This window comes from Microbacterium hydrocarbonoxydans, from assembly GCF_023715885.1.
GTDB classification, from domain to species: Bacteria; Actinomycetota; Actinomycetes; order Actinomycetales; family Microbacteriaceae; genus Microbacterium; species Microbacterium hydrocarbonoxydans_C.
The window spans coordinates 276,371-300,070 of sequence record NZ_JAMBOY010000003.1; the positions used below are offsets into that span (position 1 = coordinate 276,371).

General features: G+C 69.5%; 26 protein-coding genes and 1 tRNA gene. 24 read left to right on the forward strand and 3 right to left on the reverse strand.

The genetic code is table 11. The features are described from left to right. The first annotated feature begins 98 nt into the window (after positions 1–98). From M3195_RS09680 to M3195_RS09700, 5 genes are read left to right on the forward strand one after another with little or no spacing between them, the layout of a single operon-like run. Positions 99–737 (forward strand): SipW-dependent-type signal peptide-containing protein, encoded by a 639-nt coding sequence (locus M3195_RS09680; protein ID WP_251586960.1) that lies wholly within the window; start codon positions 99–101, stop codon positions 735–737. 2 nt (positions 738–739) lie between these two features. After that, complete coding sequence (locus M3195_RS09685; RefSeq protein WP_251586962.1) at positions 740–1,399, forward strand: SipW-dependent-type signal peptide-containing protein; 660 nt, start codon at positions 740–742, stop codon at positions 1,397–1,399. Positions 1,400–1,452: 53 nt separating this feature from the next. Continuing rightward, positions 1,453–2,049 carry a signal peptidase I gene (locus tag M3195_RS09690; protein WP_251586963.1) on the forward strand — a complete coding sequence of 199 codons (597 nt, stop codon included), beginning with the start codon at positions 1,453–1,455 and terminating at the stop codon, positions 2,047–2,049. Then, positions 2,046–2,750, forward strand: a complete 705-nt coding sequence (locus M3195_RS09695) for a hypothetical protein (RefSeq protein WP_251586965.1) — start codon at positions 2,046–2,048, stop codon at positions 2,748–2,750. The genes M3195_RS09690 and M3195_RS09695 overlap by 4 nt, the downstream gene beginning before the upstream one ends. Then, complete coding sequence (locus tag M3195_RS09700; RefSeq protein ID WP_251586967.1) at positions 2,747–3,286, forward strand: hypothetical protein; 540 nt, start codon at positions 2,747–2,749, stop codon at positions 3,284–3,286. Before M3195_RS09695 ends, M3195_RS09700 begins: the two co-directional genes overlap by 4 nt. A gap of 21 nt (positions 3,287–3,307) precedes the next feature. On the opposite strand, the gene M3195_RS09705 is transcribed toward M3195_RS09700, so the two are convergent. Then, complete coding sequence (locus M3195_RS09705; RefSeq protein WP_096715152.1) at positions 3,308–3,988, reverse strand: YqaJ viral recombinase family protein; 681 nt, start codon at positions 3,986–3,988, stop codon at positions 3,308–3,310. A gap of 256 nt (positions 3,989–4,244) precedes the next feature. Here M3195_RS09705 and M3195_RS09710 point away from each other — a divergent pair, with 256 nt between their 5' ends. The 3 genes from M3195_RS09710 (at position 4,245) to rplL (ending at position 6,511) form a co-directional block, all read left to right on the forward strand. After that, positions 4,245–5,228 carry a type IV toxin-antitoxin system AbiEi family antitoxin domain-containing protein gene (locus tag M3195_RS09710; protein WP_251586969.1) on the forward strand — a complete coding sequence of 328 codons (984 nt, stop codon included), beginning with the start codon at positions 4,245–4,247 and terminating at the stop codon, positions 5,226–5,228. Between the two features lie 365 nt (positions 5,229–5,593). After that, positions 5,594–6,082 carry a 50S ribosomal protein L10 gene (gene rplJ / locus M3195_RS09715; RefSeq protein ID WP_096715154.1) on the forward strand — a complete coding sequence of 163 codons (489 nt, stop codon included), beginning with the start codon at positions 5,594–5,596 and terminating at the stop codon, positions 6,080–6,082. 48 nt (positions 6,083–6,130) lie between these two features. Then, the gene (gene rplL, locus M3195_RS09720) at positions 6,131–6,511 is read left to right on the forward strand and encodes a 50S ribosomal protein L7/L12 (protein ID WP_096715155.1); all 381 of its coding nucleotides are present in this window, start codon (positions 6,131–6,133) and stop codon (positions 6,509–6,511) included. Between the two features lie 99 nt (positions 6,512–6,610). On the opposite strand, the gene M3195_RS09725 is transcribed toward rplL, so the two are convergent. Further along, positions 6,611–7,615, reverse strand: coding sequence for a LacI family DNA-binding transcriptional regulator (locus M3195_RS09725; RefSeq protein ID WP_251586971.1), 1,005 nt, complete (start codon positions 7,613–7,615; stop codon positions 6,611–6,613). Between the two features lie 275 nt (positions 7,616–7,890). Between M3195_RS09725 and M3195_RS09730 the strand changes: the two genes are divergently transcribed. The 8 genes from M3195_RS09730 to M3195_RS09765 all read left to right on the forward strand — a co-directional run bounded on the left by M3195_RS09730 (position 7,891) and on the right by M3195_RS09765 (position 16,829). After that, complete coding sequence (locus M3195_RS09730) at positions 7,891–9,204, forward strand: ABC transporter substrate-binding protein (RefSeq protein WP_251586973.1); 1,314 nt, start codon at positions 7,891–7,893, stop codon at positions 9,202–9,204. Between the two features lie 103 nt (positions 9,205–9,307). After that, complete coding sequence (locus M3195_RS09735) at positions 9,308–10,447, forward strand: carbohydrate ABC transporter permease (protein ID WP_096715158.1); 1,140 nt, start codon at positions 9,308–9,310, stop codon at positions 10,445–10,447. After that, entirely contained in the window at positions 10,447–11,409 is a 963-nt protein-coding gene (locus M3195_RS09740) for a carbohydrate ABC transporter permease (protein WP_251586975.1), read from the forward strand. The genes M3195_RS09735 and M3195_RS09740 overlap by 1 nt, the downstream gene beginning before the upstream one ends. Positions 11,410–11,496: 87 nt before the next feature. Beyond that, complete coding sequence (locus tag M3195_RS09745; RefSeq protein ID WP_251586977.1) at positions 11,497–12,873, forward strand: cystathionine beta-synthase; 1,377 nt, start codon at positions 11,497–11,499, stop codon at positions 12,871–12,873. Between the two features lie 53 nt (positions 12,874–12,926). Then, positions 12,927–14,081, forward strand: coding sequence for a cystathionine gamma-synthase (locus M3195_RS09750; RefSeq protein ID WP_251586979.1), 1,155 nt, complete (start codon positions 12,927–12,929; stop codon positions 14,079–14,081). An 87-nt stretch (positions 14,082–14,168) separates the two neighbouring features. After that, positions 14,169–15,533, forward strand: a complete 1,365-nt coding sequence (locus M3195_RS09755; protein WP_374209316.1) for a multidrug effflux MFS transporter — start codon at positions 14,169–14,171, stop codon at positions 15,531–15,533. Positions 15,534–15,564: 31 nt separating this feature from the next. Then, positions 15,565–16,194, forward strand: coding sequence for a phosphatase PAP2 family protein (locus tag M3195_RS09760; protein WP_251586981.1), 630 nt, complete (start codon positions 15,565–15,567; stop codon positions 16,192–16,194). 32 nt (positions 16,195–16,226) lie between these two features. Further along, positions 16,227–16,829, forward strand: coding sequence for a GNAT family N-acetyltransferase (locus tag M3195_RS09765; protein WP_251586983.1), 603 nt, complete (start codon positions 16,227–16,229; stop codon positions 16,827–16,829). 71 nt (positions 16,830–16,900) lie between these two features. Here the strand turns inward: M3195_RS09765 and M3195_RS09770 are convergent. Continuing rightward, positions 16,901–16,988: transfer RNA gene (locus tag M3195_RS09770), tRNA-Ser, on the reverse strand. 180 nt (positions 16,989–17,168) lie between these two features. Here M3195_RS09770 and mpaB point away from each other — a divergent pair. The 8 genes from mpaB to mpaP all read left to right on the forward strand — a co-directional run bounded on the left by mpaB (position 17,169) and on the right by mpaP (position 23,688). Beyond that, positions 17,169–18,185 (forward strand): daptide biosynthesis RiPP recognition protein, encoded by a 1,017-nt coding sequence (gene mpaB, locus M3195_RS09775; RefSeq protein WP_251586985.1) that lies wholly within the window; start codon positions 17,169–17,171, stop codon positions 18,183–18,185. Further along, the gene (gene mpaD / locus M3195_RS09780; protein WP_251586987.1) at positions 18,185–19,477 is read left to right on the forward strand and encodes a daptide-type RiPP biosynthesis aminotransferase; all 1,293 of its coding nucleotides are present in this window, start codon (positions 18,185–18,187) and stop codon (positions 19,475–19,477) included. The genes mpaB and mpaD overlap by 1 nt, the downstream gene beginning before the upstream one ends. Beyond that, complete coding sequence (gene mpaC, locus M3195_RS09785; protein ID WP_251587576.1) at positions 19,474–20,706, forward strand: daptide-type RiPP biosynthesis dehydogenase; 1,233 nt, start codon at positions 19,474–19,476, stop codon at positions 20,704–20,706. Before mpaD ends, mpaC begins: the two co-directional genes overlap by 4 nt. After that, complete coding sequence (gene mpaA1 / locus M3195_RS16935; RefSeq protein WP_285885709.1) at positions 20,660–20,794, forward strand: MpaA1 family daptide-type RiPP; 135 nt, start codon at positions 20,660–20,662, stop codon at positions 20,792–20,794. The genes mpaC and mpaA1 overlap by 47 nt, the downstream gene beginning before the upstream one ends. Before the next feature lie 43 nt (positions 20,795–20,837). Continuing rightward, the gene (gene mpaA2, locus M3195_RS16940) at positions 20,838–20,963 is read left to right on the forward strand and encodes an MpaA2 family daptide-type RiPP (RefSeq protein WP_285885710.1); all 126 of its coding nucleotides are present in this window, start codon (positions 20,838–20,840) and stop codon (positions 20,961–20,963) included. Between the two features lie 36 nt (positions 20,964–20,999). Beyond that, entirely contained in the window at positions 21,000–21,119 is a 120-nt protein-coding gene (gene mpaA3 / locus M3195_RS17105) for an MpaA3 family daptide-type RiPP (protein ID WP_308211576.1), read from the forward strand. A gap of 90 nt (positions 21,120–21,209) precedes the next feature. Then, positions 21,210–22,031, forward strand: coding sequence for a daptide-type RiPP biosynthesis methyltransferase (gene mpaM / locus M3195_RS09790; RefSeq protein ID WP_251586989.1), 822 nt, complete (start codon positions 21,210–21,212; stop codon positions 22,029–22,031). After that, positions 22,024–23,688 (forward strand): daptide biosynthesis intramembrane metalloprotease, encoded by a 1,665-nt coding sequence (mpaP, locus tag M3195_RS09795; protein ID WP_251586991.1) that lies wholly within the window; start codon positions 22,024–22,026, stop codon positions 23,686–23,688. The genes mpaM and mpaP overlap by 8 nt, the downstream gene beginning before the upstream one ends. Positions 23,689–23,700 lie beyond the last annotated feature (12 nt).

Consider the following 23,700-nt stretch of genomic DNA (forward strand, 5'->3'; position numbering starts at 1 on the left):
CGAGGCGCATGCAAGACGAAAGAGTGCGCAGGCGCCGGTCTTTGAGGGAGGATCGTCCACCTCGTTCGCGCACTCTCGATTCCTGAGGGGGAAGAGACATGGTCACCAGGGACACCAGGAGGACGGACACCAGGAGGAAGGTTCTCGCCGTCCTCGCCGGAGGCGTCGTATTGGGGGTGGGCGTGGGAGTGACGCTCGCCGCCTGGAACGACTCCGAGTTCGCCACCGGTACTTTCGGTGCGGGGTCGTTCAACCTGGAGGGCTCGACGACGAGCGCCACCACGGGGTATGACGACCACAACATCGACAACGGGGATGCCGCGGCATCCCTCGTGTTCCAATTGCCGGCCGTTGCCGCGTCGATGTCGCCTGGAGACGTCGTCTACGCCCCGTTCTGGGTGCGACTCGACGCCACGACGACGAACGCCGCGACATTGGCTCCCGCCGGGATCACCGCGGGGACCGGCGGCAACGAGGCGAACCTCTCGTACACCGTCACCGCGATCGGCGCCGCAGCGACGTGCGGGGCAGGAGCCACGGGAACCGTCGTCGCCTCCGGAGCGACGCTCAGCGCCCAGACCGGAGCGACATCGGTGCCGCTCGCCGAGGGCACGGCCCCCGGCACGGCCGGCGCGCCCGTGCAGCTGTGCTTCGCCGTCACGGCCGGTGCCGCGCTGACCCAGGGCGCGACGGCGACCGCGACGTGGGAGTTCACCGCCACCTCCGTCTCCGACTGATCATGGCCGACACCCGCAGACGCGTGCGGGAGAGGAAGCGACTGCGCTCTCGTCGGATCCGGGCCGTCCTCGCGGGCGGACTCGTGTTCGGCGTCGGCGCGACGGTGACCCTCGCCGCATGGAACGACTCCGAGTATGCGTCGTCGACGTTCACCGCCGGACGTTTCGACATCGTGGGCGCCACCGACGGAGCGACGTTCTCTAACCACGCCACCACCGGAACCGCCGCGGCGCTGAGCTTCGCCGTCGCACCGACCGCGATGGTGCCGGGTACGACGACGTACGCGCTGTTCAGCGTCAGGACGGCCACCCCGTCGGCGGCGGGGACGCTGCAGCTCACCGCCGGTACACCGGGCGGCACCGGTCTCGCCACCTACCTCACCTACGGCGTGCGCCTCGTGCCGACGGCTGCCACGCCGAGTCAGTCGTGCACCGCTGCGACCTACGCCGCGGCATCCGGCGCCTCGAGCGTGATCGTCGCAGACGGATCGGCGCTCACGGTCGGGGGAGCGGCCACGACGTCCGTGCCGCAGGTGGTGACGGCGAACGGCGGCAACCAACTGAACTACTGCGTCGCGGTGACGCTTCCGACGACCGCGGTCAACGCGGCGCAGGGGCTCACGATGACGCAGACGTGGCAGATCCAGGGCACGTCGTCGTAGCGGGACGGATCCCGAGGGCGACGGATGCAGATGGCGCGCGGAGAGGAGGGGAGATGAGCACACCAGCCACCCGTCGGGAACGGCGTGAGCGCTCGGCCGACCGGATCGCCGAGGGCTCGGGCGAGGCGCCGACCGCCCGCGAGTCCCGAAGCGCGGGGCGGTTCCTCGTCGACTCGGCGCTGTGGATCGCCGCCGCCGCGGGCGTGGTGTGCATCGCGCTGGTCGTGCTCGCCCTCGCGGCGCAGGTCACGCTCATCATGTTCCGCACCGGGTCGATGTCTCCGACGATCCCCGCGGGTTCCGTCGCCGTCGTGCAGCGGGTGCCCGCGACCGACGTGGCCGTCGGCGACATCGTGACCGTCGACCGATCCGCGGAGCTGCCCATCACCCACCGGATCACCTCGGTCTCCGACGGGGCGACTGCCGACGAGCGCGTCATCACGATGCGGGGCGACGCGAACACCTCCGACGATCCGTTCCCGTATGCGGTCACCTCGGTGCGGCGCGTGCTCTTCTCGGTGCCGGGCGTGGCACCCGTCATCGTCGCGCTCGGGGACCCCCTGGTGCTGGGCGGGATCACGGTCGCGGCGACCGTGATCGTCGTGTGGGCGTTCTGGCCGCGGAGGCGGCACGAGGCGGGGGGCGCATGACGATCTCCCGGGCCGCGGTCGGCGCGGGACTCGCCATCGCGCTCGCCGCGGGGGCTGCCCTCGCAGCGGCGCCCGCGTGGGCGGCGCCGAGCACGGAGGTCGTGCAGGGTGCGGTGCTGCGGATCGTCTCCGTCGCGGACTGGGACGAGGCGGCGGACCTGCTCCCGGGTGAATCGGTGGTGTGGGACGTGGCGGTCAGTGCGGATGCCGACGTCGAGCCCGGGACCGTGACGCTCGCCGTGAGCGCGACAGGTGCGGCGCCCCTGCTCGTCGACGCGGAACTGTGCCTGCAGCCCTGGGCCGACGGCGCGTGCCCGGGTGGCGCGACCGTGCTCACGACATCGTGGACCATCCCGCGTGACGGCAGCGAGGCCGTGCTCGCCGACTTCCCGTCGACGCAGACCGCGCACCTGCGTCTGCGGCTGGCGCGGGGCGGAGACGATGACCGGCCCGGGTTCACCGATGTGCGCGTCTCGGCCCGCGGCGTCGGCGATGCGGTCGCCGCAGGCCCGGGAGGCGGACTCCCCACCACCGGCGGAACGGCGCCGGTCGGTGTGCTCGTCGGCGGGATCGCGCTGGTCGGCGCCGGGGCGGTGCTTCTCGCGGAACGTACCCGGCTGCGGGGGCGTGGTCGGCCGGTCGCACGGGGTTATCGGGGCGCACGCGATGGGCGCGACCCGGATGCGGGGCTGGCGCCGTGACCGTGCGAACTCGAGCATCGCGGCGGCGGCTGCTCGCCGGCATCCTGGGCGTGAGCGTCCTCGCGGGCGTGAGCGTCCTCGCGGGCGCGAGCGCAGTCGCGGGTGCGCAGCTGGTCGACGCGCGCTTCACCGACACCGAGTACGCCGCCTCCGGGACGTTCACGTCGTTCACGGTGCCGCCGGCCACCATCACCGCGTGCACGATCACGAACAACGGGCTCGGCATCTTCCAGAGCGTGACGCTCGTGTGGACGTCGATCTACCCGGCCAGCGGGGTGCGACTGACGCTCACCCAGGGGGCCACGACGGCGGTGGTTCCGGCATCCAACATCACGACGTCAGGTCCGAGCGGCGGGGTCTACACGCACACCGCCGTGCTCCCGCAGACGCTGCTCGCCAGCCTGCTCACGAACCTTCTCGGGAGCACGACGACCATGACGGTCAACAACCTTCTCGTCGGCACCTCGTGGTTGTCGGCGGGAGTGTCGAGGCAGCTGTCGATCGCGCTCCTCGGGACGGGCGCGACCTGCACCTGATCCCCGCGGCGCGGGTTGGCTTCAGTCGGCGAGTGCCAGGGCACGGAACGCGTCGCGCTCGCGCAGGTGCTCGCGGCGGCTGGTCGTGGCGACCGGCATCCTGCGGGGGACCTGCTGACCGGTCGTCCGCCGATACAGCTCGTCGATGAGTTCGGTGGCGAGGCCGACGAGCTTGGCGATCTCGCGGTCGTCGCGGTCGATCCAGACGCAGCGGGGCTCGTCGTGCACCGGGGCGAAGTCGACGTGCTCCTCCCAGACGAACAGGGTGCGCTCGGCGCCGAGCACGTGCTGCTGCCACCACACCTGACGGAGGTAGGTGCGGGGGATGCCGCGGAACGCTTTGTTGGTCGTCTTGATCTCGGCGAGCTCGATGCGTCCTGCCGTGTCGACCGCGATGCCGTCGGGGGTGGCGAGATGGCGGTGCTCGACCTCGGCGCGGAACAGCGCGGATGAGGGGAGGATACCGTGCGTCGCCGCGACCCAGGCCGCGATCTCCGGCTCGCGTCGGCGGCCGTGGTCGGTATAGGCATTGCCGCCGAAGCGCGGACCGCCGCCCAGCTTGGAGTCGGCGGCGCGCGCGATGGAGTTCGCGCTCGTGAGCCCGGCGACGTCGGTGGCGGTGATCCCGCGGGACCTCGCGCGCATCCAGGCGACGCGGTCGCGGGAGTCCGCAACGATGCGCGCTTGGAGTTCCGGGGTCACCTCACGAGCCTAACCCCGGGTGCCGACCCTCGCCGCCGTACACGCCGCTCCGCGGCATCCCCCTCCCCGTCCCGTCGACGCCCCTGCTCCGCTACGACGCCCCTGCTCATTGGCGCAGATGCGCAGGGGCTTCGTAGCCCAGCAGGGGCGTCGGCGCTCCCTGACTCCTCCTGCACAATCGCTCGGAAGCGTGAATCCGGGCCAGAGGGGTGTGAGTGCCGCCAGCTGCAGTCAAGCCTCGCGCAACGATCGGTGGATGCCGAAGAGGATCGATATCGCCACAGCTCACGCACTGGTGATGACCCGGGACGACCTCCGCCACCGCGGCTGCACCGAGCGTGACATCGAACGACTCGTGCGTGAAGGCACGATCCACCGTGTGCGCAACGGCCGCTACATTTCGGCCGACGACCGGGAAGGGTTGTGGAACGAGGGTCGCCACCTCGTCGACGTGGTCGCGACCCACCTCAACTCCGACGCCCCCGGCCCGGTGTTCTGGGGGCCGTCGGCAGCAGTGATCCACGGATTGCCGCTGTACCGGCTCGCACCCCAGCAGGTTCACACGGCGATCGTCGGTGCGCGCCACGGCCGAACGTGCGCGGGAGTCGTGTGGCACAACGTCGGTATCGATCCGTCGGACATCGTGGAGATCGAGGGCATCCGGTGCACCTCTCTGGATCGCACTGTCCTCGACCTCGGCCGTTCGACGTCGGTGGAGGTCGCTCTGTCTGCTGCTGACGCGGCCCTGCGAAGCGAGGCGGTGTCGGGCCACGTGCAGGACACTGACGCGGCGTCGGCATGGGTCGGCCGGATGTCCGATCGAGCCGAGCGCTCGCACGGTCGAGGAATCCGGCGGGCCCGAAGCATCATCGCCTTCGCCGACGGGCGAGCTCAGCTCCCCGGCGAGAACGTGAGCCGTCTCCAGCTCGCCCGGCTCGGATTCGCGAGACCGCAACTCCAGGTCCACGTCGTCGGCCCTTCGGGCGAGGACTACTGGCTCGATTTCGGTTTCCGACGGGCGCAGTGCTTCGGCGAGTTCGACGGCACGGGCAAGTACCTCGACGAGGCGTTGCGCGACGGGCGCACCGCGGAGGAGATCGTCATGGCAGAGAAGAGACGCGAGGATGCCGTGCGCGGCGTCACCGGATGGAGAACCGCGCGCTGGGGTTCGTCGGACATCCTCTCGACGGATGGCTTCGGAAGGACGCTCGCCGCCTATGGCATCCGTCCCCCGGGGTGAGGCACGTCGCTCGGCGCCCCTGTCCAGCTACGACGCCCCTGCTCATCCATGTGAACCAGCAGGGGCGCCGTAGCTCCCCCGGGGCGTCGGCGCGGGGCCGGGAGGAGAAGAGGGCGAGGGAAGAGGGGAGGGGGCAGGAGCGGATTTGGGAGGAGAGCGCGCGTGAGGTAGAGTAGGGGCAACCGAAGACCGCTGGTCATCGAACGTGTGCGAACACGGACGATCGAAGCTCTGCTCAGCAGGGGCCCGCGCAGGCGACGAACTTCCCGAAGCTCCGTGCGCTTGCGCCGGAGCTTTTCTGTTGCACGCGGTCGAGGTCGGCGCCTCACCGCCGTGAGGCGCCTCGTACACACCAAGGAGTGACCATGGCGCAGAAGGATGCATCGGTCGCCGAGCTCACGAAGTCATTCGAGGACTCGACTGCCGTTCTGCTGACCGAGTACCGCGGTCTGACGGTTGCCCAGCTCAAGCAGCTGCGCAACAGCATCCGTCAGGACGCTGAGTACGCCGTGGTGAAGAACACGCTGACCAAGATCGCCGCCAACAAGGCAGGCATCACCGCGCTGGACGACGACCTCAAGGGTCCGTCGGCCGTCGCGTTCGTGCACGGTGACTTCGTCGCCACTGCCAAGGCTCTTCGTGACTTCGCCAAGGCCAACCCGCTTCTCGTGATCAAGGCCGGCATCTTCGAGGGCAACGCCCTCACCGCCGACGAGGTCAACAAGTACGCCTCGCTCGAGAGCCGTGAGGTTCTGCTGGCGAAGGCCGCGGGCATGATGAAGGCGACGATGGGCAAGGCTGCCGCCACCATCGACGCGCTTCGCGAAAAGCTCGAGACCGCCGACGCCGCGTAAGCGTCCGACGTTCTCGTACAACAACCCCATCTATCTAGGAGATACATCATGGCGAAGCTTTCCACCGAGGAGCTGCTCGAGCAGTTCGCTGGCCTGACCCTCGTCGAGCTCAACGACTTCGTGAAGGCGTTCGAGGAGAAGTTCGAGGTCACCGCTGCCGCACCCGTCGCCGTTGCCGGCGCCGGTGGCGCTGGTGCTGCCGAAGAGGTCGAGGAGAAGGACTCCTTCGACGTCATCCTCGAGGCTGCCGGCGACAAGAAGATCCAGGTCATCAAGGCCGTCCGCGAGCTCACCTCGCTCGGCCTCGGCGAGGCCAAGGCTGTCGTCGACGGCGCTCCCAAGGCCGTCCTCGAGGGCGCGAACAAGGAGACCGCCGAGAAGGCGAAGGCCACTCTCGAAGAGGCCGGCGCGACGGTCACCCTCAAGTAATCCCGTCCGGGTCGAGGTGCTCGCACCTCCTCCTGAACGTCTGCGAAGGCCCCGGGTCATCCCGGGGCCTTCGTGCATCTCCGGCGCGACCCGGGTGGATCACCGGGGCGCAGCGGTCGAGCTGCGCACCACCAGCGAGGATGCCGTCACACACCGCTCCAGCGGCGATTCGGAATCCTCCATCTGCCGCTGCAGCAGTCGCACGGCCTCGTGTCCCTGCTCGCGCGGTGACTGCTTGATCGTCGTGAGCGCGAACATGTCGGCGTGCTGGTGGTCGTCGATCCCGACGATGCTGAGCTCGGTCGGCACGGCGATCCCGAGCCGCCTGGCGGCGATCATGGCTCCGATCGCCGCCTCGTCGCAGACACCGACCACGGCAGTGGGGCGCGAGCGACGGTCGCCGAGGAGCTCGACAGCGGCCGCGTACCCGCCGGGCATGGTGGGCGGCGAGTCCGCGACGCGTGCGTGCTCCGCCAGTCCTGCGGCGGTGAGCGCCTCGCGATAGCCCTCGATCCGTCGAGCGTCGCCGAAGCTGAGCTGCGCCGGATCGCTCGAGCCGCCGACGAAGGCGATGTCGGTGTGGCCGAGGTCGATGAGGTGCTCGGTCGCGATGCGCCCGGCGGCGACGTCGTCGATCGACACGGCGCTGGACCCCTCGCTGTAGGGCCCGACGCTCACGAGCGGTCGCTCCGACCGGTGGAGCCGTTCGAGCTCCTGCGCGCTGGGCTGGATGCCGACCGCGATGATCCCGTCGAAGCGGCGCCCGGGGAGCACGGTGTCGAACAGGCGCTCGCGGGTCTCGCTGCCCTCGCGGATGCCGTACAGCGCCAACTCGTAGTCGAGGGCGAACAGCGACTCCTGGATGCCGTCGAGCAGCTCGGCGAAGAACCAGCGCTCGACGGGCGGCATGATGACCCCGACGGTCTGCGTGCGACCCGTGGCGAGGCTCGTCGCGGAGGAGTGTGCGACGTAGGCGAGCTCGTCGGCAGCATCCGACACACGCCGTCTCGTTTCCTCGGACACGTAGCCGCGGCCGGTGAGAGCGCGGCTGGCGGTGGCCTTGGATACACCGGCACGGGCCGCGACGTCCGCGATCGTGCTCATCGGTCCTCCTCGACCCGTGTCATCCGTGCACGCCAGCGTGCGCGGATGACATGGTAGCTCGCCGCGGGCGGAAAAGGAACCGGTTCCACACAATCGTTGCGGGAGCGCTCCCATCTTCGCGGAGACGGCCCGGAGAAAGGTTGCAAGCTTGTGATCCTCGTATGTTGTGCCGGGAACTGAGACGCCGGTATGTTGGCGTGGAATCGGTTCCCGATCTGCGCCGAGGGGCGGCGTGGATCACCGAGGGGCCGTGGAACTCGAAGAGGAGAATTCACATGGGTCTGTCACAGCGTTCCCGGCGTTACGCGCCGATCGCCCTTCTGGGTGTCGCGGGTATCGCACTCGCGGGCTGCGGTGCTCCCGGCGCACCGAGCGGCGGCGGAGGCGGCGGCGGCGACAACACCGTCACGATCTACGGCACGATCGTCGACTCCGAGGCCGAACTCCTCCAGGAGTCCTGGGCGGACTGGGCCGAGGAGAACGACATCACCATCAAGTACGAGGGCAGCCAGGACTTCGAGACCCAGCTCGGCACCCGCGCACAGGGCGGCAACCCGCCCGACATCGCGATCTTCCCGCAGCCGGGTCTGTTCGCCGACTTCGCCAAGCGCGACTTCCTCAAGCCCGCGCCCGAAGAGGTCGAGAAGAACGCCAACGAGTACTGGACCGAGGACTGGGTGAACTACGGCACGGTCGACGGCGAGTTCTACGGCGCGCCGCTCATGGCCAACGTCAAGGGGTGGATCTGGTACTCCCCGGCGAAGTTCGCCGAGTGGGGCGTCGAGGTCCCGACGACCCTCGACGAGATGCAGGCGCTGACGGAGACCATCCAGTCCAAGATCGGCGGGCCGGCGTGGTGCGCCGGCTTCGAGTCCGGCACGGCGACCGGCTGGCCGGGCACCGACTGGGTCGAGGACTACGTGCTCCGTCAGGCGGGTCCGGACGTGTACGACCAGTGGGTGACGAACGAGATCCCGTTCACCGACCCGCAGATCAAGACCGCATTCGACTCGGTGGGATCGATCCTGCTCAACCCGTCGAACGTGAACGCGGGCTTCGGTGACGTGCGCTCGATCAACTCGACCGCGTTCGGCGACGTGGCTCCGGCCCTCGCGGGCGGCACCTGCGCGCTGACCCACCAGGCGTCGTTCCTGTCGGGCTTCTTCCCCGAGGGCACGAACATCGCCGAGGACGGCGACGTCTGGGCGTTCATGCTCCCGGGTGAGACCGCTGACGACAAGGCCGTCACCGGTGCCGGTGAGATCGTGGGCGCGTTCAGCGACTCCGAGGCCACCCAGAAGGTCCTCGCGTACCTGTCCAGCCCCGAGTGGGCGAACAGCCGCGTGAGCCTCGGCGGCGTCACCTCGGCCAACAACGGCCTCGACCCCGCGAACGCCAAGGACCCGATCCTCCAGGAGACCATCAAGATCCTGCAGGACCCGGACACCACGTTCCGCTTCGACGCGTCCGACCTGATGCCCGGTGCCGTCGGCGCTGGAACCTTCTGGAAGGGCATCGTCGCCTGGGTCAACGGCACCTCGACCGACGAGGTCCTGACGCAGATCGAAACCGGCTGGCCGTCCAGCTGATCGGATGAGGAGGGCCGCCCCATCCGGGGCGGCCCTCCTTCTCATCCCGTGGCCCGCACATCGACGTACGGGCTGATCCGCAACGCGTCATGAAGGGGAATCCGTGAACGCGACAGCATTCTTCCAATGGATCGGGACTCTGCCCCAGATCCTCCAAGCAGTGGTCGTGGTCATCGCCTTCGCGGTGGTCGTGGCCGTCATCCTCCTCCTCGTGGACATCGCCCCGCGACGTGGAGCGATCTACACCTGGGTGCGCCTGGCGATGTGCCTGCTCATCCCGCTCGCCGTGATGTTCTTCTTCAGCTCCTACTACTGGGCGATGGGCGTCGCCGTCCTCGTCGGAGCTCTGTTCTTCTTCCTGGACTACCGATCCCGCGATGGGGCGGGATACCTGATCCAGCTCGTGGCCTTCATGGCCCCGGCGCTGCTGCTGCTGCTCGTCGGGCTCATCCTCCCGTCGATCCAGACGATGTACTCGTCGTTCCGGAACTCCTCGAACAGCGACTTCGTCGGATTCGCGAACTACGCCTGGATCTTCACGCAGTCCGACGGCATCACCTCGGTCGTCAACTCGATCATCTGGGTGCTGCTCGTGCCGACCGTGTCGACGATCGTCGGTCTGGCCTACGCCGTGTTCATCGACCGCACCCGCGGCGAGAAGATCTACAAGGTGCTCGTGTTCATGCCGATGGCCATCTCGTTCGTCGGCGCGAGCATCATCTGGCGGTTCATGTACGAGTACCGCGGCGGCGACTTCAAGCAGATCGGTCTGCTCAACCAGATCCTCGTCTGGTTCGGCGGCACGCCGCAGCAGTGGCTGCTCAACGAGCCGTGGAACAACCTGTTCCTCATCGTCGTGCTCATCTGGGTGCAGACCGGTTTCGCGATGGTCGTGCTGTCGGCATCCATCAAGGGCGTCCCGGCCGAGCTCCTCGAGGCGGCCGAGCTCGACGGCGCGAATGCCTGGGAACGCTTCCGCTCGGTGACCGTGCCGTCGATCCGTCCCGCGCTGATCGTGGTGCTCACGACGATCTCGATCGCCTCCCTGAAGGTCTTCGACATCGTGCGCACCATGACCGCCGGAAACTACGGCACCTCGGTGCTGGCGAACGAGATGTACACGCAGTTCTCGAAGTTCGAGGCGGGTCGCAGCGCCGCGCTGTCGGTCATCCTCTTCATCCTCGTGCTGCCGATCGTCATCTACAACGCCAGACAGATCAAGAAGCAGAGGGAGGTGCGGTGATGAGCGACACCCTGAAGACCGAGACCCCCGCCTCCACCCGGGCGATCACGACCGGCGGCGGACTGGATGCCGCGGCGGGGCGCGCGCGCAAGAAGCTGTCACGGCCCTGGGCGTCGGTGGGCTCCATCCTCATCGCCGTGCTGTGGACGATCCCGACGCTGGGGCTGTTCATCTCGTCGTTCCGTCCGCGAGACGACATCCAGTCCAGCGGATGGTGGGAGTTCTTCGCGAACCCCGCGGTGACCTTCGACAACTACGTGCAGGTCCTGCAGTCGGGCACCACGCAGCTGACCATCCTCGAATCGTTCATCAACTCGATCGCGATCACGATCCCCGCGACCGTCATCCCGCTGATGATCGCGGCGATGGCGGCGTACGCGTTCGCCTGGATCGACTTCAAGGGTCGCAACGCGCTGTTCATCTTCGTGTTCGCGCTGCAGATCGTGCCGATCCAGATGGCACTGGTGCCGCTGCTCAGCTCGTTCTCGCGGGGCATCAACCTGTTCGGGCTGCAGGTGACCCTGCCGCTCGACGCCTCGCAGGGATACGCGCAGGTGTGGATCGCCCACACGATGTTCGCGCTGCCGCTCGCGATCTACCTGCTGCACAACTTCATGTCGGAGATCCCGGGCGAGATCATCGAGGCCGCGCGCGTCGACGGTGCCTCCCGCGGGCAGATCTTCTTCCGCGTGGTGCTGCCGCTCACGATGCCGGCCATCGCCTCGGTGGCAATCTTCCAGTTCCTCTGGGTCTGGAACGACCTGCTGGTCGCTCTCGTGTTCGCCGATGGCGCGGCGGCGCCGATCACGAAGCTGCTGGCCGAGATCACGGGAACCCGCGGCAACGACTGGTACCTGCTCACCGCCGGTGCCTTCGTGTCGATCATCATCCCGTTGATCGTGTTCTTCGCCCTGCAGCGCTACTTCGTGCGCGGCCTGCTGGCAGGTTCCACGAAGGGCTGACGCGACGACGCGAGCGTCGACGACAGGATGCCGCGGCCGGGTGCAACACAACCCCGGTCGCGGCATCCGCACGTCTACCCTGAAGACATGAAGTATGCGGACTCGATCGTCGACCTCGTCGGCGACACCCCTCTCGTGAAGCTCCAGCGGGTCACCGAGGGCATCGAGTGCACCGTCCTCGTTAAGCTCGAGTACCTGAACCCCGGCGGCTCCGCCAAGGACCGCATCGCCTCGCGGATCATCGACGCCGCCGAAGCCTCGGGTGAGTTGCGGCCGGGCGGCACGATCGTCGAGCCCACGAGCGGCAACACCGGCGTGGGCCTCGCCCTGGTCGCGCAGCAGCGCGGCTACGGATGCGTCTTCGTCGTGCCGGACAAGGTCGGCGAGGACAAGATCGACGTGCTGCGCGCCTACGGAGCCGAGGTCGTCGTGACGCCCACGTCGGTCGCCGCCGACAGTCCGGAGTCCTACTACAGCGTCAGCGACCGGCTGGCGCGGGAGATCCCGGGGGCGTTCAAGCCCAACCAGTACGAGAACCCGAACGGGCCGCGCAGCCACTACGAGACCACGGGCCCGGAGATCTGGCGGGACACCGACGGCCGCATCACGCACTTCGTCGCCGGGGTCGGCACGGGCGGGACCATCACCGGCACCGGCCGGTTCCTGCGCGAGGTCTCCGACGACCGGGTGCGCATCGTCGGAGTCGACCCCGAGGGCAGCGTCTACAGCGGCGGCACCGGTCGCCCGTACCTCGTCGAGGGCGTGGGGGAGGACATCTGGCCCGGCGCCTACGACCCGACCGTGCCGCACGAGATCGTCGCGGTCGACGACGCCGAGGCCTTCGCGATGACCCGCCGCCTCGCCCGCGAGGAGGGCATCCTCGTCGGCGGGTCCAGCGGCATGGCGGTCGTCGGCGCTCTGCGCGTGGCCCGCGAGCTCCCGGCGGACGCGGTGATGGTCGTGCTCCTGCCCGACGGCGGGCGCGGATACCTCGGCAAGATCTTCAACGACGGGTGGATGCGGTCCTACGGCTTCAGCGACGTCGAGGACGGCGAGACGGTCGCCGACGTGCTGGCCGCCCGCGCACCGCGCCAGGGCGACGGCATCCCCGACCTCGTGCACGCGCACCCCACCGACACGGTGCTCGAGGCGATCGGCCTGCTGACGGAGTACGACGTCTCGCAGCTCGTGGTGCTGAGCGCCGAGCCGCCGGTCATGATGGGCGAGGTCGTCGGCACGGTCGACGAGAAGGGTCTGCTCGACCTCCTCTTCCGGGGCGACGCCAAGCCGACGGATGCCGTCGGCGAGCATGTCGCGGAGAGGTTGCCGCTCATCGGCATCCATGCTCCGATCGCGCAGGCGCGCACGGCGCTCGCCGAGGCGGACGCCCTGCTCGTCACGGAGGGCGGGCGGCCGCACACCGTGCTCACCCGACAGGACCTGCTGTCGTACCTGTCTCGCTGACCCCGGGCGTAACGGGCCGGCCGCTGTCACGGCCGCCGACGTAGGCTGAAGGCATGTCCGAGTACTCCTTCGCCACCCGAGCCATCCACGCGGGCCAGGAGCCCGATCCGACCACCGGATCGATCATCCCGCCGATCTACCAGGCCTCCACGCACGTGCAGGACGGCATCGGCGGGTTCCGCGAGGGGTACGAGTACAACCGCGCCGGCAACCCGACCCGCTCCTCGCTGGAGACCCAGCTCGCGGCACTCGAGGGCGGCGCGCGAGCTCTGTCCTTCGCCTCGGGTCTCGCCGCGGAGGACGCGCTGCTGCGCGGCATCCTCTCTCCGGGCGACCACGTGCTGCTCAGCAACGACGCGTACGGAGGGACCTACCGCCTGCTGACCAAGGTCCTCGCCAAGTGGGGCATCGAGACCACGACCGTCGAGCTGTCCGACCTCGATGCGGTGCGCGCCGGTCTCCGCCCCGAGACCCGGATCATCTGGGTCGAGACGCCCAGCAACCCGCTCCTGAAGATCGTCGACATCGCCGCTGTCGCCGAGATCGCGCACGCCGCCGGCGCCATCGCGGTCGTCGACAACACCTTCGCCTCGCCCGCGCTGCAGCAGCCGCTGTCGCTGGGCGCCGATCTCGTCGTGCACTCCACCACCAAGTACCTCGGCGGGCACTCCGACGTGCTCGGCGGTGCCGTGGTGTTCGGCGACGACCGGTTCGTCGACGATGTGAAGTTCCAGCAGTTCGCCGTCGGTGCCGTGTCGGCGCCGTTCGACGCGTGGCTCACGACCCGGGGTATCAAGACCCTCGCGGTGCGCATGCGCCAGCACTCCGAGAACGCGCAGGCCGTGGCCGAGTGGGCGGCGGAGCGCCCGGAGTTCGCGCAGGTCTACTATCCGGGTCTCGCCGCGCACGCCGGTCACGACATCGCCGCCCGGCAGATGAGCGGATTCGGCGGGATGCTGTCGCTCGGTCTCGCGGCGGGACCGGCGGCCGCCAAGGCGTTCGCCGAGTCGACCGAGCTGTTCCAGCTCGCGGAGTCGCTGGGCGGCGTCGAGTCGCTGATCGGATACCCGCCGGACATGACCCACGCGTCGGTGCGCGGAACCGAGCTCGCCGTGCCCGAGAACATCGTGCGGCTGTCGGTGGGCATCGAGGACGCCGGCGACCTCGTCGCCGACCTCGAGCAGTCGCTCGCCCGCATCTCGCGCTGACGGTCGCGGAGGCCGGCCGGTGGGGGAGTAGCATGGATGCTTCGCTCGAATCGATTCGAGACTCATCCCCCTCCCCGGAAAGCCCCTGTGTCTGACGCGCCCCGCACCGATACCGTTCCCACCCTCTCCGCACCCGAGCGCACGGCGACCGGCAGCATCCGCGTGCCGTCGTCGACCGGCGCCATCCGCACGCTCGGCTCGAATCCGGCAACCGCGCCGATCATGCTCCACCCCGGAGACTCGCTCTCGAACGCCCGGCGCGCGCTGTACATCGTGCTGCTGGGAGCGCTGACCGCGCTCGGCCCCTTCACGATCGACCTCTACCTGCCGGCGTTCCCGGTGCTGGAGGAGGACTTCCAGACCACGGCTGCTGCGGTGCAGCTGACCCTGACCGGCACGATGATCGGGTTCGCGCTCGGCCAGCTCGTCGTGGGTCCCCTCAGCGACAAGGTCGGCCGCCGCGTGCCGCTCATCGCCGTGACCGCGCTGCACGTGCTGGCGAGCTTCGCCGCGGCGTTCGCACCGACCCTGCCGCTGCTCGGCGCGGCCCGCGTGCTCATGGGCGTCGGCGCCGCGGCCGGCGGCGTCGTGGCCATGGCGATCGTGCGGGATCTGTTCGGCGGCCGGCGCCTCGTGGTCATGCTGTCGCGGCTTGCTCTCGTCTCGGGCGTCGCCCCCGTGGTGGCTCCGCTCATCGGCTCCTGGCTGCTGACTCTCGTGCCGTGGCAGGGCATCTTCATCGTCCTGGCGCTGTACGGCATCGTGATGCTCGTCTCGACGCTGATCTTCGTGCCCGAGACACTGCCCGTCGCCCGCCGGCAGGAGAAGGGCGGCGCGACGGTCCTGCAGCGCTACCGGTCGGTGTTCTCCGACCGCGTCTTCATCGGCGTGCTCATCATCGGCGGCATGACGTTCTCCGGGCTGTTCTCGTACCTCTCGGCATCGCCGTTCCTCTTCCAGCAGACGCACGGACTCGACGCCCAGCAGTACGGGCTCCTGTTCGCCGTGAACTCGCTCGGCGTGGTGATCGGCGTGCAGACGGCATCCCGACTGGCGGCGCGGTTCGGCCCGCAGTGGGTCATGGCCTACTCGACGGCGGTGCTGCTGGCCGCCGGCACCGCGATCATCGTGACCGATCAGCTCGGGCTCGGCCTCTGGGGCACCGTGGTGCCGCTGTTCTTCTTCATGACGGCGTGCGGGTTCACGTTCCCGAACGTCCAGGTGCTCGCGCTCGACCGCCACGGCAAGGCCGCCGGCACTGCGGCATCCGTCATCGGCGCGACGAACTTCGGCGTCGCGGGGCTCATCTCGCCGGTCGTCGGCTGGATCTCGCAGGGAGCGGGCATCACGGCGACGACGATGGCCTCGGTCATGGTCGGCTGTGCCGTGATCGCCATCCTGGCGCTCTGGTTCGTCGTGCGCCCCCGGAGCGTCGGGATGCTCACTCCCTGATCCTTCAGCCTGCACCCGGCAGAATGGTGCGATGAGATCGCGAACGTTGCTGTGGTGGGGACTGGGAACTCTCGTGGCGGCAGCGCTGCTGGGAGCGGCGATCGTCTTCGGCTACACCGAGCCGCCCGGTTTCGACCGATGGTGGAACGAGGCGATCGCTCAGCACCGCGCCGACTGGATGCTGACGGGCGCTCTCGTGCTCGACCACATCGGCGGCGGATGGGTCGCGATCCTCGTCGTCCCACTGCTCGTGATCATCGCGCTCCTGCTCGCGAGGCGCTGGCGCGGAGCGGTGTTCGCCGCGGCCGCGTTCCTGGCGAGCGCCGCGCTCGTGCAGCTCCTGAAGAACCTGTTCGGCAGGGCTCGGCCCGAGGACATGATCGTGACGAGCGACTTCGGCTCGTTCCCCTCCGGGCACACCGCCAACGCCGCCACCATCGCGCTCGTGCTCTATCTGCTCTTCCCGCGGGTGTGGGTCGCGATCGTGGGTGCCGCATGGATCGTGGCCATGGCCGTCTCGCGCACGCTGCTCTCCGTGCACTGGGCGACCGATACGCTCGGTGGCGCGCTCGTCGGCGCGAGTGCGGTGCTGCTCATCGCGGCCGTCCTGCTGCCGTGGGCACGCACGACCTCGAAGCGCATACCGAGGCCGATAGGCTGACGATCGTCCCCCGCACTCAACGAGGAGTCGTCGTGCCCCGCATCCGCCCCTACCGTCCGTCCGATCGCGCAGCGATGTACGAGATCTGCCTGAAGACGGCGGATGCCGGCAAGGACGCGACCGGAATCTTCTCGGATGACGAGCTGTGGGGCGATCTGTTCGCGGTGCCCTATGTCGAGCGGCATCCCGACCTCGCCTGGGTGGTCGAGTCGGACGACGAGCGCGTGATCGGCTACATCGTCGCGACCGACGACACCGATGCGTTCCAGGCGTGGTTCCGGGACGAATGGTGGCCGTCGCTCATGTCGAAGTACCCGCGCGCGGCCGAGCCCTCGACCCGCGAGGGGAAGATGATCGAGTACGGGTATCGGCAGTCGCCCGGCACGAACGCGAACGCCGCGGAGTACCCCGCCCACCTGCACATCGATCTGCTCCCCGAGACGCAGGGCCAGGGTCTCGGGCGACGCCTCATCGAGACGCTCTTCGCGGAGCTCACGCGGCGCGGTGTTCCCGCGCTGCACCTCGGGATGGACCCCGCGAACACAGGCGCGGCGGCCTTCTATGAGCGACTGGGCATGACGCCGCTGCCCGCTGAGCCGGGCGGACAGGTGTACGGAGTGCGATTCGCGCGATAGTCGCACCGCGTCGCCGAGGCCGAGGACTGAGACGACCGAGGGGCCCCACTTCGTGGAGCCCCTCGGTCGTCTGGCGGTGACGGCGGGATTCGAACCCGCGGTTGCTTGCACAACACACGCTTTCCAAGCGTGCTCCTTCGGCCGCTCGGACACGTCACCAGGAAACAACCTCCTCAGTCTATCCGATCGGTCGAGGGGCGCATGACCAGCCCCACTTCGCGGTCGGGCATCACGTTCTCGTGGGATTTCTCGACCCGAGTGAAAAATATTGATACACGAATGAGGTGTGTATAGCTTCAGATGAAGACGCACAGGCGTCGCAGAGCATCGGGGGCTGGGGTGGCTGAATCTGAGGTCGTCGGGGCGCGCGCGCTCCGCGAGTTCGTCACGGGGGAGCGGAACACCTACCGGCGGGTGTTCCTGGTCGATGCCGATGCGCCGATGACAGCCGTCCTCGATGCGGCGGGCGCTCAGGATGCCGTGCTCCTGCCCGAGGGTGAGGAGCTCCCCGCGGCGACCGCCGCGCTCTTCCGCTACAGAGGCCGCCTCGCGGAGAGCGGCGATGAGATGCTCCTCGGAGAGACCGCCGTCGAGCTCCAGGACTACGTCGCGGCAGCCTTCGTCCAGCTCGTCGGTCCCACCGTGGTCGCCGTGCTCGACACGCCGGGATGGAAGGCCTTCCTCGACGATGTGCACCTCGCCCGTCGCACGGGTGTCTTCCCGTCGGCGCTCCTCGACCCGCGGGTGGTCCTCGCCGAGCGTTCAGCACTCGAAAGCCCTCGCGCGATCGACATCCCGAATGCGATCAGGGTGCATGCCGACGGCGCATTCACCGTCGGCATGAGGGGCGAGGTCGTCGGCCACGTCATGGACACGCCGGAGCGGCTCGCGGAACCCGTCGCGCGAGGAGCGAGGCTCGGCGGCGCGCCATCCATCGACGAGCTGACCGCCTCGGATCCCGGACGTGACGCGACGGTGCGCTACCTGCGGGCCATCGACCTCCTCAGGATGCTCCGGAACGCGAACGGCGTACGGGTCGCCGGGTTCGGCTGGTCGCTGATCGACGACGACGGAGCGGACGCCGAGCCGCTGGCCTCGGATCCCTTCCTCCTCGACGCCGCCGAAGGCTTCGTGCTGGCCGACGTCGATTCCCGCCGCCGACGAGCCCTCTCGCTGCTGACCGCCGTCGTCGTGGAAGCGACGCAGACGTCGAGCGGGCCGGAACTCGCCGTCGAGCGGATCGCCCGGCGCCTCGCGGTCCCGGCGTCGGATGCCGGTCGACTCTGCGAGGACGCCATCGGAGCGCTGGGTATCTCCTTCGGTGTCTCGACAGCGGGAGCGGAGGCGGCACGGTGATGACCTCACCGCACGCAGTGACCACCCGCAGCGCACTGACCTCACCGCACGCACTGTGGCCGGCGATGCTTCCGGCCGACACCGTCTTCACCCCGGCGCAGACTGCGATCAGCGCAGACGGCAACCGCATCCGCTACGCCGACGGATCCTCGCGGCTGTGCGCGACGAGCGGGCTGTGGAACGTCCCGCTCGGATTCGGGAATCCGGCCGTATCGGAGGCCGTCGCCAGAGCAACGCGTGATGCGTCGTACCTGACCCTGTTCCGATCCCCGAACCGGTACGCGCAGATCGCGGCGGAGAGACTGCTCGAGATCGCCGGCCCGACGCGATACAGCCGCGTGATCTTCTCCACCTCGGGCGGGGCGGCCAACGACGCGGGGATGAAACTCGCGCGACAGTACTGGTCACACCGAGGGGCCGCCTCCCGCTCGCTCGTCGTCGGGCTGAGAGGCAGTTATCACGGCACGATGTACGGCAGCCACGCGCTCAGCGGCGACGACCTTCTGCAGGAGGCGTACGGCGTCGATCGACGCTCGGTCAGGCATGTGGCGCACGACGACGGAGAAGAACTCGACACCCTTCTGCGTCGTGAGGGATCGCGAGTCGCAGCGGTGGTCGTCGAGCCGGTTCTGGGCAGCGGAGCCCGCCCACTGACCGATTCCTTCGTCACGCGCCTTCTCGCGCTGCGGGAGGAGTACGGATTCCTCGTCGTCGCGGACGAGGTGGCGACCGGATTCGGCCGCACGGGGCTGATGTTCGCGAGTGATGGATGGCCGGCCGCGCCCGATGTCCTGATCGTCTCCAAAGCACTGACCAACGGCGCGATGGGCGCCGCGGCCGTGCTCGTCGGACCGCGCGTCGCGTCGGAGTTCGTCCGCGGGGGGTGGACGTTCGTGCACGGAGAGACGCAGGCGGGGACACCGGCGTGCGCGGCCGCGATCCTCGCGGTCATCGACGAACTCGAGCGCATCGACGTGATCGAATCAGTGCGCGCGCTCGCCGAGGACCTCGCCGGCGTCGCCGACTCGATGAGGGCGGATGGGCTGTTCACCCGGGTCACCGGGAAGGGATGCTTTCTCGGACTGGACCTCCGCACGGACGACGGCGGTGCGCTGTCCGGGCGGCAGGTCCTCCAGGTCGTCGCCGCCATCGCCGATCAGGGCGTGCTGGTGCAGCCGGGCCCGAGCGGGATCGGGCTGATTCCCGCCTACGGATTCGATGCGGCCGACCTCCTCGAGATGGATGCCGGAGTGCGGGCGGGGCTGGCGCAGGCGCGGAGCGCGTGGACATGACGGGCGCGTTCACCGCCCGCGTTCCCACGCTGTGGCACGGCAGAGGCGTCGCGCAGACGATGACCGCACGACTGACCGCGCATCGGGCGACGATCGTCGTCGCCGACGCGGCCGTGCGCGCTCCGTTTCTGCCAGCTCGTCCGAGAGGCGTCGCCGAGCTCGACGCCGCAACAGTGCGCGCCGAGACGATCCGCGACATCGCCGAGCTGATCGCGCGCGAGCGCCCCGAGGTCGTCCTCGCTGTGGGCGGCGGAACCGTTCTCGACACGGCGAAGATCGCCGCGCTCGCACTCGCCCCCGATCGATCCCTGCAGTTCGTGCTCGAACGCGCGCAGAGCGAGGCGCTCGTCTATCTGCCCGAGGCGCCTCCGCCCGTCGATCTCGTCACCGTGCCGACGACGCTCGGCACCTCGTCCGAGACCAACGGCGTCGCCATCCTGACGAACACTCGTGGTCACAGGCTCGTCCTCGGGCGCGCGCTGAGACCGCGGCACGCTCTCCTGGACCCGGAGAATCTCCTGTCGCTGAGCGAAGCACACGTGCGTGAAGGGGCGCTCGAAGCATTCCTCCGGCTCGCCGGGGCATCGACCGGTCCGACCCGAAGCGCTCGCGCGCACGGCGACGCCGTGGCACTCGGCAGAGCCATCCTCGAGACCGCTGACGGGCGAGTGGACTCCGGAGACGTGCGTCTGCGACTCGGCCGTCTGAGCGCGGCGACCCAGCGCAGCGCGGCGCTGCGCGGACCGGATCCGTACGCCCCTCGCCACTGGTACGTCGCCAACGAGGTCGCCTTCCACCTCGGCGTGCGCAAGATGAGCGCGACCGCAGCGATCATCGCCTCGGTGTGGCAGCGGATCTGCGACCGGGACTCCCGGTGGGGCGACCGTGCGAGCCTGGAGGGATTCTGGGCCTGCGCATCCCCGCGGCTCCGCCTTCCGCCGGACCCTGCGCGCGGCATCGCCGAGCTCGTGGACCGGTGGGGCATCGCCCGGCCGCCGACACCGAGCAGTCGTGACATCGATCGCATCGCTGTCGCGATCGAGAACGCCTGGGGAGCTCGACGACCGATGCTGCCCGGCCTCGTCGGATCGGACTTCCGAGATGTGCTCCGCGCCTCCGCATGGAGCGACCGGAGGGGCGTCTCGCACGGCGTCCCCACACCGCGGGAAGGGGGTGAACGACATGGACCGCGACACCGACTCGCGTCTCCGATTCGAGGAGCTCGATGAGATGGAGGCCCCCAGCTGGGAGAGCTTCTATCAGGGCGTGGGCAGCGCGCTGATTCTCATCGGCATCGGCGCAGCCGCCGCCACCTGAGCGACACCCGCCCCGGAACCGGAAAACGAAAGAAAGGACGCAGATGAGCACTGCGACGCCCGCACTCGAGTTCATCGAACTCGAAGCGATGGACGCTCCCGACGACGCCCTCGACTGGACTCGAGGCTTCGCCGTGGGAGTGATCATCGGGATCCTCGCGCTCACCTAGAGGGCTCCCTCTCGATACCCGCGAAGGAGGTGAGACGTGCACAAGGAATCGCTGGAGTTCGTGGAACTCGAACAGATCGATGCGCCGCTGGAGTGGTGGGAACACGCCGGTTACATCATCGCCATCATCGGCGGTGCAGCAGCGATCGCGACCTGATCGGTCACGACTCCGACGGGATGCGGGTGGTCATGCTCCGCCCGCATCCCACATCCCAGATGACAGACCCTCAGGAAAGGAGACGAGTCGATGGAGGATCTCATCACAGACTCCGTCCGCGCGCGGCTCGCTCTCGCGCGGGCGGACGCGAGAGAGCTCGACCTGTACTCGGGGGCCGGCACCGACTTCTACCAGCGGCTGGTGGGCGCTGACCGCGCGGAGATCCGGGAGGTGATGGCTCTCGCACGCCGCACCGGGGGACCGATCCTCGACATCGCGGCTGGCAGCGGCCGCTTGACGATCCCGCTGGTGCGATCCGGATACCGGGTGACGGCCGTCGATCTCTCCCACGACATGCTCTCCCACCTGCGGCGGGCGCTGCCCGATCACCCGGCGCTGCACTGCGTCGTCGCCGACATGCGGGACCTTCGACTGGCGCAGGGATATGCGCTCGCCGTGCTCGGAGCCACCTCCATCACGCTGCTCGACGGCGAAGGGAGGTCGCGCCTGTACCGGAGTGTGCGCCGGCACCTGACGTCTGACGGCGTCTTCGCCCTGACCGTCGCCGCGGGCACGTCGGCGGCGACACTCTCCGTACCGCAGGAGCACGAGATCACGGTCCCAGGACCGGAAGGGGACGAGACCTATCTCTTCGCCCAGCAGGTCGACGCAGACGGGGCGAGCCGCGTGGTCAACTGGCTGCGTCCCGCCGATCTGCGACGTGGCGGCGAGGTCACGGTCCTCACGAGTCGGCTGCGAGTGCTCGATCGCGAGCAGCTCGCGGCGGAGCTCGTGGCATCCGGGTTCGCCCCGCCCCGTATCTCGGCGGTCCGCACGCAGGACGGACAGCACATCGAGCTTCTCGAGACGACCGCGATCGCACCTCTCAGAGCGGCGGAGAGTGATGTCTAGATCCGCACGTCGCACCGCGGCGGGAACGAGCGCTCCCCTCGATGACGAGGCGCGCCCCCGGCTCGCCCCCGCCGTCACCTTCGAGAAGACGGACGAGGGCCGGTGGATCGCGATGCTGCACGGAGTCCCTTCGTCGCGAGTCTCGGGCGGGGTCGTCGCTCTGCTCTCGTCGATGGACGGCGAGACGACGCTCCGCGACCTGCACTTGCGCTTCGCGGCGTCCGACCCGCGGCCCACGTTCCTGGCGCTGATCGAACGATTCCGTCACAGCGGTCTCCTCGACGACGCTCATCGCACGCCGCCGGGGCGCGTGTCCTTCCGGCCGCCGTTCACCGTGCAGTTCGCGACCATGCGCGCGCCGGCGATCTTCGCTCGCCTGAGCGCGCGCGCAGCGGCGCCTTCGCTGACGCGGCTCGCGCTGCCGCTCGGCATCCTGCTGTGCGCCGGGCTGCTCGCGGCGGCCGTACAGGCGCATGACATCCGGCAGGTGCTCACCTCGCCGTTGCCGCTGACCGAACTGATGATCCTCGTCGCCGTCCTCGCCTCGCTCACCCTGCTGCACGAATGCGCCCACGGGATCACCCTGACCAGGTTCGGTGGCAGCCCCCGGCGCGCCGGCTTCATGCTCATCTATCTCGCACCGGCATTCTTCGTCGACGTGACAGACGGGTGGCGCCTGGGCGAACGGCGCCAGCGCGTCGCCGTCGCGCTGGCAGGACCGGCGGTGCACGGCGCCGTCGGCGCTGCCGGGGCCCTCGCCGCTCTGGCGACTCCGGCGGCGGAGGCGGACAGGATCCTGTTGCTCCTCGCCTTCTCCTGCGCCGGCATCGTCGTGGTGAACCTGATCCCGTTCGTGCGGTTCGACGGGTACCTGGCACTGATGAGCGCGCTCGATGAACCGAATCTCCGAGATCGGGCCATGCACGATGCGCGGCACGCCCTGGCGCGGATGCTGTTCGGCGGGCCCCGGGCGGAGAGACGGCTCGGTCGGTGGTGGAGTGTGCCGTTCGGTCTCGCGAGCATCATCGCGCCCGTCGCGCTGGTGCTGGTGGCGGTCGCGCGTATCGCCGATGCGCTCGCCGGAGGGGGGCCGGTGTGGGGCCTGGTCACGGTCGCGCTGGGGGCGACCGTGGCCAGTGTCGGCATCGCGATCGTCGTCCGCGGACTGGGTCGCGTCCTGCGCGCGGGGGTCTCGCCCCTCCGATTCGGGCTGGTCACGGCAGCGCTCACGGCGGCCGTGGCCACCGCGGGAGCCGTGATCCCGGTGCCGCTGTCGGCGACGTACGGCTTCGTCGCGGAGCGCGGTCGAGTGGTCCTGGTGCAGGCCCGTGAGGCGCCGCGTGCCGGGATACCCGCGGGGTCGCCGGTCGCTCTGACGACGAACGGCATCCTCGTGCACGAGCAGATCGGTGCGGGAACGGCGACACCGCGTGAACCGCGGTCCATCGAGGCGCCGGTCGATGCTCTGCTCCCCGTGCTCGCGGGGGACGCGATGACCGAGGCGGTCATCGTCGCGGAGGTCGAGGTGGACGTCGCGGATCGGGGCGCGGTCGTCTCGGGCCGGGCGCGGGTCGACCTCGGGACGCGGAGTCTGTGGCAGGCGGTCTGGGCGAGAGGCGTGCAGGCGCCTCTGTCGCCCCTTCTCAGCGACAAGTAGGAAAGGATCGAG